This is a genomic window from Gottfriedia sp. NPDC057991 (genome assembly GCF_042886615.1).
GTDB lineage: Bacteria > Bacillota > Bacilli > Bacillales > Bacillaceae_G > Gottfriedia.
The window spans coordinates 533871-550620 of sequence record NZ_JBHVQN010000001.1; the positions used below are offsets into that span (position 1 = coordinate 533871).

Below are 16750 nucleotides of genomic sequence, written 5' to 3' on the forward strand. Positions count from 1 at the left end.
AGTTACATAAGAATCTAAAAAGAGAGAAACTCACAGGAGAAGGAGTTTCTCTAAAAATGGGTGAAATATTAGTAAAAAAGTAAAACAAGAAATGTAATATTATTATATAAAAATTAATATTAATTGTTTTAACAATTCGCCTATTTAATTGGAAAAGTTTTCCATTTAGCTATACAACCAAGGCAGTGCGATAGTTGAATTATTGGAATCATCAATAACAACACTCCTGTGAAAAAACTAAATTTCATAATGGAATATAGTAAAATAATGAAATAAAAGAATATGAGGAGAAAATATCTTGGAACCATCGATCGAAACTATTGCATTAAGAAAACTACTTACAACCATTCTTACGACCTTGATTTTTTCGATTGTGTTTGCATGTATAGCTGGTGCTAGCTCACACTTTGAGCAACAAACTGTCTACATTCAAACATTTTTAATTTATGTGATCTATGGTGGAGGAATAACGTTGGTCTATGGAAACATCGTGTCGGTCGTAGTTGAATTATTACAAAATAAATGGTTTAAACAGCAAAATTGGCTGTACATTTTCATTCTCGGATTATTTGGCTTGGTGTTTAGTTTCATTGGTTTTACGTTTAGTTTACTTTATGGAATGATTGATAAGTGGTTAAAAAATAGAATGGTAAAAAAGAAACCATTCGCTGTGTTTTTTCTTATACCAATTCTTTCTTTCGGTGCCATTTGGGTTTCTTTGTATGCAACTAATGATTCATATACACAAAAAGCTGCTATCGCACTGTTAGTTAACGACTTCTTGAATGACAAAAAACTAGACCAATTACCAAAACAAAATGGTACATGGGAAGGCGAATTGAATGGATACCAAGTAAAAAATGAAACAAATGCAGTTAAGTCGGACACAAAAGAATATCATGTAACATTTATTGAAATTTGGAAAAAAGGGAACGAAGAGAACTATCGGAAAATATCAGTTTATGTTCAACCAAGTTCCATTTATGATTACACTGAAGAAGGTTCAAAACCACCATATTAAATAATACATATTAAGTAAAAAAGTTGGTTCGTTACAAGAAAATTTTTATTGAACTAACGCAGTGCGTTAGTTCAACAAGTAGCAAAAGTTTTATTAAAATAAAAGATTTAATTTTAATGTCGATAAAGTCTATAAAGTGGCCTCGAGTAAGAATTACTGGAGGCTCTTTTTTTTGCTCAAGTATTTTTAATATTTTTATGATTTTTTGAAACGTTTCAGGATAGTTAACAGTCTAATTATTGTAAGGATAGGAGGGGTGATATGTTTTTGCAAAATAAAATTAATAAAGCAAAAAAGGGAGACAGTATAGCATTTCAAGAGTTAATCGAAGAAGAAAAAGCTAATCTATATCGTACTGCGTATTTGTATGTAAAGGATGAAAATGATGCATTAGATATTGTTCAAGAAACTGTTTATAAAGCTTACATATCTATTAAAAAGGTAAAAGAAGTACAGCATTTTTCAACATGGTTGACTCGAATCTTAATTAATAATGCGCTTGATTTTTTGAAGAAAAAAAGTAGGCTCATTCCAATTGATAGTTTGGATAATTCTTCACTTGTCAGAGAAGAGCAACACGAAGAAAATATGGATCTTCTTCATGCAATAGATCAACTAGAGCCAAGATATAAAACAGTGATTATTCTTCGGTATTACAATGATTACACGATTAAACAAATTGCTGAAACACTGAAATGTCCAGAGGGGACTGTAAAAACAAACTTACATCGAGCACTTAGTAAATTAAAAATTGATCTGCGAGAGGAGTATATCCAATGAATGATTTCTCATCTAAATTGAAAAAAGAAATTCAGAACATTCAAGTTCCCAAAGATAAATTAAATACTGCAATCGAAGCTGGATTCAAGAAAGGAAAGAGAAAAAGTAAGCGTGGACATCAGTTTATTTACTTTAGTAGTGCGGCTGTATTAATGTTTGGTATTTTAGTCAGCTCAGCATTTATTTCTCCTACTATGGCGGAAGTAGTTTCTAAAATTCCTTATCTTAGTCTTATTTTTAAATCTAAATCTTTAGACATGATAATATGGGATAAGCTGAATGGAAAAAGTTATAAAGTAAGCAGTGTAGGGGTTAGTTATACACCAAAGAAATCAATTCAGATAAGCTTAGATGGTTCTGACCAATATTATGATGAGGTAAAAAACGAGGTAAAAAAGACGGTGAATGAAGTTTTGCAATCAAAAGGATACGATTCATATGCCATCAAAATTACTCAACAAAAAGACTTCAAAGATTACGAGTTAAACGAAGAAGAAAAGAAAGAAAAAGGCTTACTTGAAAGTGAAGTTACAAAAACATTAAAACAATTGAAGTATACATTTGATTCCGTATTTGTTGATCCTACGGAAAAGTCCATTTTTATTAATATAGTTGGTTCAAAAGATTATTATAAAGACGTAACAAAAGATGTTCAGAAAGTAGCTTTTGAAACAGCTAAAACAAATCATTATCCTGGCTATAAAATTAAAGTAACTAGAGTAACCGTAGAAATTAGTAAGTCTGATAAAGGTAGTCTAATAGTACCTGTAATTTCTGAAGGACTGATGTCAAAAAAAGAATTTAAGGTTACAGGAGTCGGCTATAAAAGTAAACCACTTAAAATTATTATCAGAACTTCTATAAAAAGTTCTAATCCATTAGCTAAAAATCTTGGAGAAGAAATCGAAACAGAAATTAATGAGTTTCTAAAATCAAAGGATATCTCATCTGTATTAGGTGATGAAAAATATGAAATTATTATTTATAGTAAGGATAAAAATAAAATAAATTAAATAAGTTGCAAACTTGCCGCTCATTATCCATCATTTAGTTGTTAAATACTCTTGTACAACTAAAGCATGCTTAGTTGCATAAGCGTTCCAAAAGGTTGTCTAATTAGACAACCTCTTTTGTTAGTTCAAATATCAACATTTTAATTTAACAGAGCATTGAATTAAAAAAGAATGCCTAATTAGACATTCATAGGGGATTCTTAATTTGATAAATTTAAATAAGTAACTTTCTGTTTTTTGAAATTAAAAGTTCCACCATCTGTCACTACGACGACCAGAATTATCGCTTCTTTCTTCGTCGCAACGATCTACTGCACGACAGAATTCTTCTTTATCAACCGTGATTTTCGCATTAAATGTAACCTCGTTATTTCTTCTATTATTTCTATTATTATTTCTTTCGTTATTTCTTTCGTTATTTCTTTCATTATTTCTTTCGTTATTACAATTGCAACCCATTATAACACTACCTTTTCCTTTAATTTCATCTCGATATCCTATGTTTGGACAAGCAAAAAGAAATGGACAAGTGTTTGATTTTAATAAATATGTTTTGCAATTCCATGGATTTATTTAGCTTAGGATTGCAGAAATCTGTTAAATAGGCGTTTGGAGTTTAGTTTTAAATTTACGAAAAAGGAAGTCGCTCGAGAGAGAGGGGCTTCTTTTTTTGTTACTTGAATAGAGTCTTATTTTTTATATAGCTTTCATAAGTATATATGGATAAAAAAATATATTTCGTCCAAAAGAATATGTGAAAACAATCGCATGGTTTCTCTTTAAAAATGTTTCTATATACAAAAAAAGTAAGGCGAGCTTCTAACTACTTTAAATAATGTAAGGTTTAACTAGTTGATTTTAATTGGAGGTAATGGCAAATGTTAGGTGCAATCGAAGCAGGTGGAACAAAGTTTGTATGTGCTATTGGAGATGAAAATGGCAATTTAATTGAGCGTATTCAATTTCCAACAACTGTGCCAGAAGAAACGATTTCACAAGTAATCGAATTCTTTAAGAACTATCCCATAAAAGCAATTGGTATTGGATCATTTGGGCCGATCGATGTAAATGAAGCAAGCTCTACTTACGGATTGATTACATCAACCCCTAAAATGGCATGGCAAGACTTTCCCTTCGTACAAGCAATTAATCAGCATTTTTCAGTTCCAATTGGATTTAATACAGATGTGAATGCTGCTGCCCTAGGTGAAGCTACTTTTGGTGCAGCAAAAGGGTTAGATAGCTGTTTATATATAACAATTGGTACGGGTATAGGAGCTGGAGCTGTCGTAAATGGTAATTTACTTCAAGGAATCACACACCCTGAAATGGGACATATATTAGTGAGACGTCATCCGAATGATAAGTTTGTAGGGAACTGTCCATACCATCGTGATTGTTTAGAAGGCTTAGCCTCTGGACCTGCAATTGAAGCGCGATGGGAGAAAATAGGTTCAAATCTGATCGATCGAAAAGAGGTTTGGGATTTAGAAGGATATTACATTGCCCAAGCACTTATGCAATACATATTAATTCTTTCGCCTAAGAAAATCATTCTTGGTGGGGGCGTAATGAATCAAATGCAAGTTTTTGAAAGTGTTTACAAATATTTGAATGAGCTAGTTTGCGATTATGTTAGTTTACCAGAATTGAATGAGTATATTGTGCCACCAAGTTTAGGTAATAACTCTGGAATTATTGGAGCTCTTATGCTTGCACAAAATGCATTAAATAAGAATGCACTAGTTTAAATAGCCTATTGGAGGAAATTAGCATGCAACCTTTATTTTTAAAACCAGTATTTAAAGAACGAATTTGGGGTGGAACAGCTTTAAAATCAGATTTTAACTATAACATACCAAATGAAAATACAGGTGAATGCTGGGTAATCTCAGCTCATTCTAATGGGGCGTCAATTATTGAAAATGGCCCATTTGCAGGTACTGCATTAAATGAATTGTGGAAAAAGCAACCGGAATTATTTGGTCACCCAAAGGAAGAAGTTTTCCCACTATTAACGAAAATATTAGATGCAAATATGGATTTATCTGTTCAAGTACATCCTGAAGATTCTTATGCAAAAGTTAATGAAAATGGTGATCTTGGAAAAACAGAATGCTGGTATATTCTTGACTGTAAAGAAGACGCACATATGATATTTGGCCATAATGCTAAAACAAAAGAAGAACTAATTAGCCAAATTAAAGAAGGAGAATGGTCAGATTTACTTCGCCGAGTAAAGATTAAGCCAGGTGATTTTTTCTATGTCCCAAGTGGAACGATTCATGCATTATGTGAAGGAACTCTCGTATTAGAAACACAACAAAGCTCTGATACAACTTATCGGGTATACGATTATGATCGAAAAGACCATGAAGGAAATTTAAGAGAGCTTCATTTAAACAAAGCAATTGATGTAACAACAGTTCCTCATCAAGAAACAGAAGTGGAATTTAAGACGGAAGCAAAAGAAAATATAAAGATTAATACATTTGTAGATTCGGAATTTTTCACCGTATATAAATGGGATATTACTGGAAAAGCTTATTTAACCTATAATGATCAATATTTACTATTAAGTGTAATAAACGGTAATGGAAAACTGATCCATAGCGGAGAAGAATATAGTTTATCAAAAGGATCGAACTTCATCATCCCTTTTGGATTTGGGGAATTTATTTTAGATGGAGATTGTGAAATAATTGTTTCGCATACTTGAGAATTAAAGGAAATAAAGGCATTCCTTCAGAAAATTTTCAGACTGAATGCAAGCGTTTGCCTTATGAGGTGCGAATTTGCCTAATACGTAAATGAGTACCGCAGATATATAAAGCAGAGAAGAAAGCGAGCGTTTGTTAACAAAATAAAGGCAGCTTATTAGCTGCCTGCCTTTTAAAATTCAACTTCACTAGTAGTTTTAGGATCAGCTAACCATCGCAATGTCTGATTATGGTGTTTAATAATTTGCTCAGCCGTAAGCTCATCTGAATTCCATGTACTGTGAGCATCCGTTACAAGTGTAACTTCATAGCCATTTCCAAAGGCGTTTCTAGTTGTTGTATCAACACAGATTTCCGTTTGAATTCCCGCCATGACTAAATGATTAATTTCCTGCTTTGTTAGCTCTTCTTTTAAATTCGTCTTAAAAAATGAGTCTGGTGTTGTTTTATGGATAATGATATCTCCATCAATTGGAGCAATATCTGACTGAATTTCCCAACCAGGTGTACTATATTCAAGTGGAGAACCTTCTTCAGAATGCTGTATATAAAAGATTGGAGTATTCGTAGCTCTTGCCTTATCGATCAATTTGTTTAGATTGTTTAATAACGTTTCCCCGTTATATACGGGATTAGATTCGGAGAACATAAAAGCCTGTACATCAATGACTAAAAGAGCTGTTTTTCTCATTTATAAATCTCCCCTTAGAAAAATGGATATTTTTTACACCTTATAGTAGAAAATATATCATTATTATCAGTAGAGGAGAAGGTTATTTTCAGAAAATTTTTGCTTGTTGTAATTAAAAACTATTTTCCGGCCAGTTGGATACCGTGCCAACTGCTTACATCACATTGACCGAATTCATTACTACCTGCAGCAACAACCGTGCCATTTGATTTAAGTCCGAGCGTATGTGTGCAACCCGCCGAAATCGCTACAATATCGGACCAGTCACTTACATTACATTGGCCATGCCTATTCAACCCTGTAGCCATAACAGAGCCGTCCGATTTTAGTCCAATCGTATGATTACTACCAGCCGAAATCGCTACAATGTCGTGCCATTCGCTTACATCGCATTGACCATCCTTATTTAATCCTACTGCAACAACCGTGCCGTTCGATTTTAGCCCAACGGTATGAAGATAACCCGCAGAAACCGCCACAATATCATGCCAGTCACTTATTTTACATTGACCATACCGATTGTTACCTACAGTTGTAACTGTACCATCCGATTTAAGTCCGACGGTATGCCAATCACCTGCCGCAATCGCCACTATGTTGTGCCAATCACTTACATTGCATTGCCCATCGTTGTTTCGACCTACAGCAATAACCGTGCCATCTGATTTAAGTCCGACGGAACGACGCCAACCCGCCGCAATCGCCACAATATCAAACCAGCCACTTACATTGCATTGTTCATGCTTATTCCATCCGACAGCCACAACAGTACCGTCTGATTTAAGCCCAACGGTATGAGAATTACCTGTGTGAGCGTTACCCGTAGCAACCGCCACAATTTCGCGCCAATCGTTTACTTCTAGTTTGCCATATTTATTATCACCCACAGCTATAACAGTACCATCTGATTTAAGCCCGACAGTATGACGATAACCAGCTGCTATAGGATCTTTAGGCCACGTTTTCACATTTAACTCTGCTTCGTTCGGGGAAGTATAATCCATGTTTTTATCACTCCAATTACTAACAGGATTTAAATAGTAATGTTAACTAAAAAACTTTAGATTTAATCAAATACTTAACTTCTAATCTACAATCATTAGCCCCATCAATGATGCAAATTGAATGGCTTGATTTGATGAAACTTTACAGCCGTTTAAATTACTAATTGAAACTGTTAATTCATTAAAAGTAGAACTACTAATATCAATACCTTTGAGAGAAGTTTGTTCAAAATTTGCTCCATCAATATCACATCTATTAAAATCAACTTTCTTGAATTTACAATCATAAAAATCAGTACTTTTTAGTACAGAGTCACGAAAAATTACTTTTTCTAGTTTTGAATCTCCGAATAGTGACAAATTTAAAACGGAATTTTCAAACTGTACATTTCCAATGCTAGATTCCGTAAAATTTGTGCCTAATAATTTACAATTTTTAAAGACAACTTTGTGGATGGAAGAATTTCTCATATTGCAATTTGATAAATCACAGTCCTCAAAATATACATCAGTCATACTGATATTTCTAAAATCTGTATTCGTAAATTTACAATTCTTGATTACCGCTTTATATAAATATACTCGATCTACAACTTCATTTTCAAAAACAGAGCCAGAGATCTCACACATACCTAATTCTGGGTCCTCTTCATAAAAAATGTCATAAAAATTTCTAGCTATTAATTCTTTGGGGATAGTAGGTGTATCGATTTTCATAGTGATTCCTCTCTTTAAATAAGTTGGATGAAACTAAAATCTATTAGATTAACTACTCATTACTATAAAGATTTTTGGTTTTTAAAAAAAGACTATTAATTTTACAGGGTTTGTGTACAAAAGAGCTTATTAATTATCTGTATATAAACTGATTTTTGCTTAGGTAAGATTAACTATATATTCCTAAAATGGATTTTTTCTATATTCATACATGACACTTTATTGAACGATCCCTAGCATATACTTAAATAAAAAAACGAACTGCTAGTAACTCGAGATGTTCAACTAAAGCAATGCGATAATTGAACAAGGATTAAGTGCAGATGAGGGGGAATATAAATAATAGGCAATATGTAAAGGGGCATACACTTATGAAAAATATTTTTAATCATTCACATAAAGAGGAAATTTTAAATCGTATAGACAAGTTAAAACCGAATATACAACCGCAATGGGGAAGAATGGATGTTGCTCAAATGCTAGCTCATTGCTCATCATTTCAAGATATAGCAATGGGAAATTCTTTTCCCCCGAGAAGTTGGTTAGGAAGGTTAGTAGGAAGATATGCAAAACCAATTTTTTATAATGATAAGCAGGTACCTCGTAATATGTCTACTATTCCTACCATTTTGATAACAGATAAAAAAGAATTTGAAACAGAAAGAGAAAAACTGAAACATAAAATTATTGCATTTCAAAATGATGGACCAGAGAAATGTACAACTCATCCACATCCTTTTTTCGGTAAATTTAGCTCCGAGGAATGGGGGAAAGGAATTTATAAGCATCTTGATCATCATTTAAAACAGTTTGGGGTTTAGTCATTAAATTTTAATTTAAAATAGCATAAGTGAATGACAAAAAACCAATTTCTCAATTTAATTGTAAAATTGGTTTTTTATTTGTGTAGTAGCAAGCTAATTTGAATTGTTTCATTAGGTGTGAAAGTCAGGCGATTTTAATCATCGTTTATAAATATGAACGATGAGCTGGCCATGAACCTTGGAGTTTGCGGAGTTGTATAATTTGTCCAGTATGATAAGCATCGTGCAAAAGGATATTCTGATATTGCTGCCAAACTGGTAGAGAAGGGCATGGTTGATCTAGTTCTGCTTCTTGAAGGGTGGCTAATGTAGATTGTAAGGCATCATGAACTTGAAGTGTTCGCATCACTGTTTGTTCCCAAGCATCATCATCATTAGGTCCGCTTTGGACAAATGTGTCATCGTTATTTTGGGGAGCAACAAATTTATTATCTTGATGTATGCGGGAAAGTAAGCGCTCTTTAAAGATTAGTAAATGGTTTGCATTTTCCCAAATTGTATTACTGGCCTTTCCTTCTGGTTGCCAACATGCTTGTGCAGCGGTTAGATTTTTTAACGCTTCTGAAATCGGTGGGTACCATTCTTCTTCGTAAAAAACTTGCTTGACTCCATTTTGCAAGATTTCTTTTTTACTCAATTGTATAGCCTCCTTTTTTGAAATTTCCAGAAAAAAGAACAGTGAAAATATACTTAGCCTTTCTATCTAAGGAGCCCAATCCTTAATCTACGATAGGGAAGGGGTGCGTAAAATTTAACAACAGTTCTTTCTTTAACTACTATGCTATTTACTGGAATAAAAAAAATGTTATTTGCGGCTCATGTTGTTCAATTAATGCATGCGCTAGTTTGAGTACATTTCCTCACAGTCTTGAACTTTGAGAACAACTTACTATATTTTTCTTATTTTCTTTGGTGTCATTAAACTACTAAACCAATTTATACATAAGAATATCATCCACATATTCATTTTCACCAAATTTAAATTCGTTAATTTTACGTCCCTCTTCAATGAACCCCATTTTTTTATACAAAGAAATTGCTCTATGATTAGTTGAAAAGACTCCTAAGCTTACTTTTTCAATTAAAGGATTGTTTTCTGCCCATTCTAATAAAGTTTGGAGCAGCATTTTCCCAATTCCCATTCCTCTGAAATTGTTTCTGATTAACATTCCAAAATAACCTGTATGTGACAATCGTTTCCTGTTTTGGGTACTTTCAAATACAATCCACCCTATAACTTCATCATCTTTTTCTGCAACAATAATAGTTTCATTTTCATTTTCTAATTTGCTCTGTATCCATTCTCTCTGCTGTGATGGAGTTTTAGTAAACTCTTCTGGATAAGCAATAAGATATTCACTTTCGCAAATTACCGATTTTTGTATGTCTAAAATTACTTCAGCATCTTCAATTTTTCCCGTACGAATAACGTAATTTCCCATTTCTTTTAAAATTGACAACTACATTCCCCCTTCTTAAACATTTTATTTATATTCTATTCTGTAATGGAATATCCTTCTTCTACAAACCTGCCATTAAGTACGATAAAAAAATAGACTAAACAGTCGATCATGTTGTTCAACGATAAGCCCCTTTGTAAACGAGACTCTTTCAAATAACTGAGGAGTATTTCTCTTCTTCTGAAAAAATAGGATTCTCCTTTTTTTGCTTTTCCTTTATACTTATTTTTGTGTGAAAAACATTAAATTGGAATAAGATAGGGGAAAATAGAAATGAAAAAGATCACAGCATCCATCGTTCTAACGGCTGCTCTTCTTGCACCAGGCGCAATTGCAAGTGCAGCACCAAAACAATCTGACTTAGATACATACTTAGCGAGTATCCACCTAACACAAAGTCAGTTAGAAAACTACTTAGAAAGCTACGGTGATTCATTAGATGATTACGATACAGTAGCGGAATTAAAAGAAACATTAGGCGATCGTTTAACGGCTAAAAATTTAGCGGCAATCTTAGCGAAAAACCACGTAACTGAAGCAGAAATCACAAAAGTAGCGATCGAATCAGATGACATGGACCCATCTTCTACATTACTTGATACGTACCTTTTCACAAGTGACATCGAGTACTTAATCGCGATTTCAGAAGACTCATCAGATGATGCAGGCGACCTTAGTTTAGCGAGTGATTTCTCTGATTTCGAAAAAATAGGGATCACGCAAGCTGAAATAGATGCGCTCACAAATCATTTAGAAACAGTCTTTGAAAACGACCCAACAGCAGCTGATAAAATGGACGAATTAATGGGCAACATAGCATCATTAAGTGAAAAAGATACAACAGATTTCACACCAGCTGAAACGGCATTGTACATCAATACGGTGAAAGAATTAGAGCAAACGATGAAAGTCGATTTCAAAGTAACGGACAGCAAAGGTAATGTCATGAAGCCGCTTGATTTCTTAGCGCTAACTTCTCTTGATGGTCATGTGTTACGAGTGCTTGACGAGAATGGAAATTTATTACTCGACATGAACCTATCTGATGACATGTTTGCGGATGTAGGTGACATGGAAGATGGTCTGATTAATGATTCAAAAGACATCATCAACAAAGTAAGTGAAAAAGCAACAACGCACCATACTGAAAAAGGTGGCAAATTGCCAAAAACAGCGTCAGATACAACTGAAATGGCGATGGTTGGTGCTATCTTACTGGCTGCTGGATTTGTTCTTCGTAAAAAACGTTTCCAATGAAAAAACGAACCATCCTGACCAGTTTAAGCGTCGTTTTAATCGCAGTTGGTGCGTTCCTGTTTTCAACCAACGGATTCCATCTGCTCACTTCGTACGCTTTGTATAAACAGTCAAAAGACTCATTTCACAAACAAATCGAAGAAAAAGCGACCAAGCGTGTAAAGAATGTCTTATACCCATCTCGTCCGAAAACAGGTGAAGAAATGGGATCCTTATCCATTCCGCGAATCAAGGCAACGCTACCGATTTATGAAGGAACAAACGAAGATGAACTCGCACGAGGCATTGGCCATTACGCCAATTCTGTGCTACCAGGTGAACGAGACAACAGCGTTCTGGCTGGTCATCGGGACACGGTGTTTAGAGAGCTTGGTGCCGTGAAAATCGGTGATCCACTCATCGTCAAAACAAGCGCTGGAACTTTTACGTATAAGGTGAATAAAATCCGTATTGTGGACAAAGAGGACCGAACGGTGATTGTACCCATGATCAAACCAACGCTCACGGTGAGTACATGTTATCCGTTCCACTATATCGGACCAGCGCCAAAGCGGTATGTGCTTGTTGCCAAATTATCATCATTCCAGAAAGCGACTACTTAATGTCGCTTTCTTTTTATGCAAAAAAAAGAGGGAAATAACTAATATCTATAAATATCTACAATCATTTCAACTAACACATGCGTGTGCGGCCGAGCCTAGGTCTTATCATATAACGGGTGCACGGAGGGGGATTAAAAATTGTCAACTTGGGAAACCCTAAAGATTTTATAGCATCTTCTAGCTGCCCCTTCATCCTTGTATAAAAGAAGGGAGAATTTGGCGACGAATAACCGGAAGATACCAATACATAATTATTCACATTGTTTTCTCTAGCAAATTTAGCAAACTGGAACTGATACTCGTATGTTGGATACCTGGATCACGCCTCACAAAAATATCTACCTGTTGAAAGTATCGTCTTGTAACAATAAATTCAGTAAGTCTTTACCCGTAGCCCCCGTTGCTCCTAATAATAATGCGTGCATGTTCTTCCCCTCACATATTCTTTATAATCTCTAAAATTCTTTCCATAAATTAATTAACTCTTTAAATGCGGATTGTTTAATGTTATATCAGAATAAATTTTAGCTAATTGTTCAGGTGTTTCTTTTGTACCACTATCAATCCACTTTTCAAGCATGTGCCAAATTCCAGCAGAATGGAATTCAGTATAATAAGTTAAAAAGGTATCGTCGAAATTGTTCATTAAATCGGCTTTGAACTTTACAAAAACGGTAGGTGCATATTCCTGCAATTGGTTCAGCAAAATAATAAAAAGGTCATTTTTATGAATAAGTTTCAGAAAGTGAACGTGTTCATTCCAAAATTTAAAATATTGATAAGACATTGAATAAGGTGTTAGCGATTTTAAAGCTTCAAATTCTTTATCAGCCTCTTGCATTAGCTCTCTAATGTATTCATATAGCACTTCCTCTTTAGAGAGGAAGTTACGATAAAATGTTTTTCGTACTAAACCTGCTGCATCCGTAATTTCCTTAATTGATATCTTTTGATAAGGCTTTTCTTCCATTATTTTCAACAGTGATTGAATGATCATTTGTCTCGAACGAATCGAAATCGGATTATTGCTTTTTTCATTATTCATTGCGGTTAACTCCTTTTTAAACAAATGTCCCTAATTCTCAAATCTGTATCACTTACGCTCAACATATTGACTTCAGTTTCTATTTATCATTATAATTCAGTTGAGCAAGTGACACAAGTGTGTATCTAGACACAATTGGTACATTTTATATAAGAATAATTATTGAAGGAGTGAGAAAAGTGAGTGAGAAAAAAAGAGGCGTTGTTCTGATTACGGGAGCTTCTGCGGGGATGGGTAAAGCCACAGCAGAACTTCTACTAGAAAAGGGATATATAGTGTATGGAGCCGCAAGACGTATAGAGAAGATGAAAGACCTTGAATTAAAAGGTGCTAAGATTTTAGCGATGGATGTAACAGATGAACATTCTATGGTAAATGGTGTGAACAGAATTATTCAAGAACAAGGGAGAATTGATGTATTGTTTAATAATGCAGGATATGGCTCCTATGGTGCGGTAGAAGATGTGCCAATAGAAGAAGCAAGAAGACAATTTGAAGTGAACCTTTTTGGTCTTAGTCGCTTAACTCAATTAGTCTTACCACACATGAGAAAGCAAAAATCGGGAAAAATTATCAATAATTCCTCAATGGGTGGAAAAGTGTATACACCATTAGGTGCATGGTATCATGCGACAAAGCATGCACTTGAAGGATATTCTGATTGCCTCCGATTTGAAGTTGCTCAATTTAATATTGATGTAATTGTTATTGAGCCAGGATCAATTGAGAGTGAATGGAACGATATTACATTAAATAACGTTCAAAAAACATCTGGAAATACCGCGTATGCGAATATAAGTAAAGCTTTCGTAGATATGTCAAAAACTGCACCTAAATCGACTTCTCCTAAAGTCATCGCAGAAATCGTCTTAAAAGCGATTGAATCAAAGAAACCAAGAACTCGTTATGTAGCTGGTCAGTTTGCAAAACCTTTGATGATGTTGAGAAAATTAGTATCTGATCGAATGTTCGACCAAATTCTTTATAAAATGTTTAAGATTAAATAATCTAAAGCAGAGTCTTCTAACAATCCCTATTTTTTAGGGATTGTTTTTGTTTATTCTTATTAATGTCTTTTCATTTCATATTCAACTAAACTGCCATTTCCATTTAGAGCAACAAAAAGAACCGCCGAAGCAGTCCATCCTTATTCAACTAACGCACTGCGTTAGCCATTCATGAATCCTCAAATTCACAACAGTGAATGGAAATTTATATCGTACCCCCATAGTAGTTGCATAAGCATTTTAGTGGTATCGAAACCAAACAAACCATCCTTTTTCTTTACTTTTAGCTAAAAATATTTGACCTTGGGCTAAGTTAGCTCCAGGTGCTTTTGGGAAATCCAAACGGACAAGCCATGATTTTTCAGCAATTTCTTTCCCACAAAAATATTTTGCCATTCCAAAATAATCTTCTTCTTCTTTCACACCAACTGTTTTAGGGAATGGCTTTGCCGTAACTACATTCCACTTCGTATAAATTTCAGGAAGATCCTCTAAACCTGTACCATAAGTTTTTGGTATTAAGGTATCTAAGGCTTTAATTACTTCTTTTTGATCCTTCATTGATATCTTGTCTAAGTCACTTAACACAGGACACTTTTTAGGTTGCGCGTATCCTACAATCGATCCGAAAGATAACATCATAATGAACAAAAAAATCATCACTTTAATCTTCATTTTCTACTCACCTCTGGTGTTATCTTCCCTTAATAACTCGATTGTTATTAACAATGTGCCATTTAATAACAAAAAAAGAACCACTTTAAATGGTTCTTGCTATTCAACTTAAGCATGCGTTCAATAAGAAATTAACAATTCTTCTATTTTAGTTGTGACTTCATCTTTATCCTTTGAGATAAATTCTACTAATGGATTTTCCCAATCTAAATTTTGAATTAAGTATAATTTATAAAATCCAGTATATAAATTATGTCCCCCATACCATCCTAAATCCAATATAAGATTCTTACTACTGTTTTGAGTTGTAATAAATCCTCGTTTAAATCCCACCAGTTTTCATCATTTTCATCTTTCAATTCTTGCGGATCTAATTCCTTAAATGTGTTGTAGCATACTTGCCATCCAGATTGAATTCGAAGGGGTTGTAATTTTTTCATTAAATCCTCCTAATAAGCACGATCTAATACAACTAAAGCATCAGTTAGTTGCATAAGTTCATATATTATCTAAATAAAAGCTTTTCTTCTAAAGACATAAAAAACTGCTGAGCCTAATGCGGCACTCAATGAAACCACAATTAAAAAAATGATGTCTGAAGAACTTGCGTAGTTTGGCTCGTAGAAAATACGTGCATATATAATTCCACCATATACCAAACCTAACAATATAAAATGATAAAGTTTAGCTGGTTTCACTCGAATACGGAACAATCCTTCTCCCAACGCACATCCTACTAATATGAATAAAGCTCCAAGTACGGATACACTTACAAAATCAGTTAATTCTGAGGCTGAGTAATGTCTACCATTTAAAATATAAAATAATGCGATTACTAAGTTAATAAGAATAAAGGAAAAAAACGATGCTAGAAAAGAAAATAAAAAATTTTTCATTTAATCCTTCTCTCTTGAAAACCATTATTTTTAGATTTAATTCGACATAAATTACTGAAATCCTTGTTCAACTAAACTGCCATTTTGTTGAATAAAAAAAGAGGTGCCAAAGCAACCATGTTGTTCAACTAACGCATTCGTTAGCCAACCATGAATCCTCAGATTCACCACAGTGAATGGAAGTTTATATCACACTTCCATGGTAGCTGAAGAAGATGTAAAAGCTCTTAATCATTCATTTATCTATTGACTTAGAGTTTACTCTAATCTGTATAATTAAAAACAGAAATGAAGAATTACTAAAATAGTTAAAGATTGGGAGCTTTATCGTAATATGGTTTTGATAGAAAATTCGATTTGACTAATGTGATTATTAATTTTTTCTATTATATATTCAGATAATAGAAAGTATAAAGAATAATAAATTCAGTACATTAGAATAAAAATATTGGGAGTCGGTTTTATGGAGCAATCAAATAAAGCGTTTAGTGACACATTAATAAAATCATTAAGAGGAGAACGAGGTCATCTTCCTATCAAGAATGCTTTGTTGGATATAAACATGGATCTTGCAGGAAAAAGAATAGAAGAGCTACCTTATACTATTTATCAATTAGTAAAACATATGACATACTGGCAAGAATTTCTCTTATTATTCGCACAAGGAGGGAAGCCTGAAATACCTTCCGATGTGAAAGAAAGCTGGCCTGTTGAAGAGGGGCCAAGTAATGAGGAAGAGTGGAAACAGGTTATTCAATATTTTCTTCAGGGGATAGAACAGGCATGTAAGATTGCCCAAACTGTTCAATTGGACAAACCATTGGAAAATTGGCCGGGCGAATCACCAGGTGGAGTACTACGAAATATTGCATCTCACAACTCTTATCATTTAGGTGAAATCGTATTAATACGAAGATTATTTAGTGCTTGGCCACCACCAACAGGAGGATATCCAGCCTAAACTTTGAATCAATAGTATTTCCGTAACATATGGGAGCCAATGAGGCTCCTATTTTCCTGTTTACTCTTTGTTGAATA

General features: G+C 33.9%; 20 protein-coding genes. 10 read left to right on the forward strand and 10 right to left on the reverse strand.

From position 1 onward, the window contains the following. Positions 1 to 298 precede the first annotated feature (298 nt). From ACFVR2_RS02510 to ACFVR2_RS02520, 3 genes are all read left to right on the forward strand, one after another. Positions 299 to 1021: a hypothetical protein gene (locus tag ACFVR2_RS02510; RefSeq protein ID WP_387358627.1), complete on the forward strand. Its 723-nt coding sequence runs from the start codon at positions 299 to 301 to the stop codon at positions 1019 to 1021. A gap of 261 nt (positions 1022 to 1282) precedes the next feature. After that, complete coding sequence (locus ACFVR2_RS02515) at positions 1283 to 1801, forward strand: sigma-70 family RNA polymerase sigma factor (protein WP_387358628.1); 519 nt, start codon at positions 1283 to 1285, stop codon at positions 1799 to 1801. Then, on the forward strand, positions 1798 to 2814 hold the full coding sequence (locus tag ACFVR2_RS02520; protein ID WP_387358630.1) for a DUF4030 domain-containing protein: 1017 nt from the start codon (positions 1798 to 1800) through the stop codon (positions 2812 to 2814). Before ACFVR2_RS02515 ends, ACFVR2_RS02520 begins: the two co-directional genes overlap by 4 nt. A 243-nt stretch (positions 2815 to 3057) precedes the next feature. On the opposite strand, the gene ACFVR2_RS02525 is transcribed toward ACFVR2_RS02520, so the two are convergent. Beyond that, entirely contained in the window at positions 3058 to 3273 is a 216-nt protein-coding gene (locus tag ACFVR2_RS02525) for a hypothetical protein (protein ID WP_387358632.1), read from the reverse strand. A 419-nt stretch (positions 3274 to 3692) separates the two neighbouring features. Here ACFVR2_RS02525 and ACFVR2_RS02530 point away from each other — a divergent pair, with 419 nt between their 5' ends. Beyond that, on the forward strand, positions 3693 to 4565 hold the full coding sequence (locus tag ACFVR2_RS02530; protein ID WP_387358634.1) for an ROK family protein: 873 nt from the start codon (positions 3693 to 3695) through the stop codon (positions 4563 to 4565). Between the two features lie 23 nt (positions 4566 to 4588). Continuing rightward, positions 4589 to 5533, forward strand: coding sequence for a mannose-6-phosphate isomerase, class I (gene manA, locus ACFVR2_RS02535; RefSeq protein ID WP_387358636.1), 945 nt, complete (start codon positions 4589 to 4591; stop codon positions 5531 to 5533). A gap of 173 nt (positions 5534 to 5706) precedes the next feature. On the opposite strand, the gene ACFVR2_RS02540 is transcribed toward manA, so the two are convergent. The 3 genes from ACFVR2_RS02540 to ACFVR2_RS02550 form a co-directional block, all read right to left on the reverse strand. Then, a complete protein-coding gene (locus tag ACFVR2_RS02540) occupies positions 5707 to 6225 on the reverse strand; it encodes a cysteine hydrolase family protein (RefSeq protein WP_387358638.1) in 519 nt (172 codons plus the stop codon). 119 nt (positions 6226 to 6344) lie between these two features. Next, the gene (locus ACFVR2_RS02545) at positions 6345 to 7229 is read right to left on the reverse strand and encodes an RCC1 domain-containing protein (RefSeq protein ID WP_387358639.1); all 885 of its coding nucleotides are present in this window, start codon (positions 7227 to 7229) and stop codon (positions 6345 to 6347) included. Positions 7230 to 7310: 81 nt separating this feature from the next. Beyond that, a complete protein-coding gene (locus tag ACFVR2_RS02550; RefSeq protein WP_387358641.1) occupies positions 7311 to 7946 on the reverse strand; it encodes a pentapeptide repeat-containing protein in 636 nt (211 codons plus the stop codon). 371 nt (positions 7947 to 8317) lie between these two features. Between ACFVR2_RS02550 and ACFVR2_RS02555 the strand changes: the two genes are divergently transcribed. After that, the gene (locus ACFVR2_RS02555; RefSeq protein WP_387358643.1) at positions 8318 to 8767 is read left to right on the forward strand and encodes a DUF1569 domain-containing protein; all 450 of its coding nucleotides are present in this window, start codon (positions 8318 to 8320) and stop codon (positions 8765 to 8767) included. 148 nt (positions 8768 to 8915) lie between these two features. Here the strand turns inward: ACFVR2_RS02555 and ACFVR2_RS02560 are convergent, their stop codons facing one another. Beyond that, complete coding sequence (locus ACFVR2_RS02560) at positions 8916 to 9407, reverse strand: DinB family protein (protein ID WP_387358645.1); 492 nt, start codon at positions 9405 to 9407, stop codon at positions 8916 to 8918. Positions 9408 to 9696: 289 nt separating this feature from the next. Beyond that, positions 9697 to 10212: a GNAT family N-acetyltransferase gene (locus ACFVR2_RS02565; protein WP_387360427.1), complete on the reverse strand. Its 516-nt coding sequence runs from the start codon at positions 10210 to 10212 to the stop codon at positions 9697 to 9699. A gap of 291 nt (positions 10213 to 10503) precedes the next feature. Here ACFVR2_RS02565 and ACFVR2_RS02570 point away from each other — a divergent pair, with 291 nt between their 5' ends. Both ACFVR2_RS02570 and ACFVR2_RS02575 read left to right on the forward strand, forming a co-directional pair. Further along, complete coding sequence (locus ACFVR2_RS02570; RefSeq protein WP_387358647.1) at positions 10504 to 11487, forward strand: processed acidic surface protein; 984 nt, start codon at positions 10504 to 10506, stop codon at positions 11485 to 11487. Continuing rightward, positions 11484 to 12089 carry a class D sortase gene (locus tag ACFVR2_RS02575; RefSeq protein WP_387358649.1) on the forward strand — a complete coding sequence of 202 codons (606 nt, stop codon included), beginning with the start codon at positions 11484 to 11486 and terminating at the stop codon, positions 12087 to 12089. The genes ACFVR2_RS02570 and ACFVR2_RS02575 overlap by 4 nt, the downstream gene beginning before the upstream one ends. 478 nt (positions 12090 to 12567) lie before the next feature. Here ACFVR2_RS02575 and ACFVR2_RS02580 read toward each other — a convergent pair whose 3' ends face one another. Continuing rightward, positions 12568 to 13134, reverse strand: coding sequence for a TetR/AcrR family transcriptional regulator (locus tag ACFVR2_RS02580; protein WP_387358651.1), 567 nt, complete (start codon positions 13132 to 13134; stop codon positions 12568 to 12570). Positions 13135 to 13313: 179 nt separating this feature from the next. Here ACFVR2_RS02580 and ACFVR2_RS02585 point away from each other — a divergent pair, with 179 nt between their 5' ends. Next, entirely contained in the window at positions 13314 to 14141 is an 828-nt protein-coding gene (locus ACFVR2_RS02585) for an oxidoreductase (protein ID WP_387358653.1), read from the forward strand. A gap of 240 nt (positions 14142 to 14381) precedes the next feature. Here the strand turns inward: ACFVR2_RS02585 and ACFVR2_RS02590 are convergent, their stop codons facing one another. The 3 genes from ACFVR2_RS02590 to ACFVR2_RS02600 form a co-directional block, all read right to left on the reverse strand. Then, positions 14382 to 14816 carry a hypothetical protein gene (locus ACFVR2_RS02590; RefSeq protein ID WP_387358655.1) on the reverse strand — a complete coding sequence of 145 codons (435 nt, stop codon included), beginning with the start codon at positions 14814 to 14816 and terminating at the stop codon, positions 14382 to 14384. Positions 14817 to 15085: 269 nt separating this feature from the next. After that, positions 15086 to 15256, reverse strand: coding sequence for a hypothetical protein (locus ACFVR2_RS02595; RefSeq protein WP_387358657.1), 171 nt, complete (start codon positions 15254 to 15256; stop codon positions 15086 to 15088). Positions 15257 to 15325: 69 nt separating this feature from the next. Further along, positions 15326 to 15712: a hypothetical protein gene (locus ACFVR2_RS02600; protein ID WP_387358659.1), complete on the reverse strand. Its 387-nt coding sequence runs from the start codon at positions 15710 to 15712 to the stop codon at positions 15326 to 15328. 463 nt (positions 15713 to 16175) lie between these two features. On the opposite strand from ACFVR2_RS02600, the gene ACFVR2_RS02605 reads away from it, so the two are divergent. Next, a complete protein-coding gene (locus ACFVR2_RS02605) occupies positions 16176 to 16673 on the forward strand; it encodes a DinB family protein (protein WP_387358661.1) in 498 nt (165 codons plus the stop codon). The last annotated feature ends 77 nt before the right edge of the window (positions 16674 to 16750 follow it).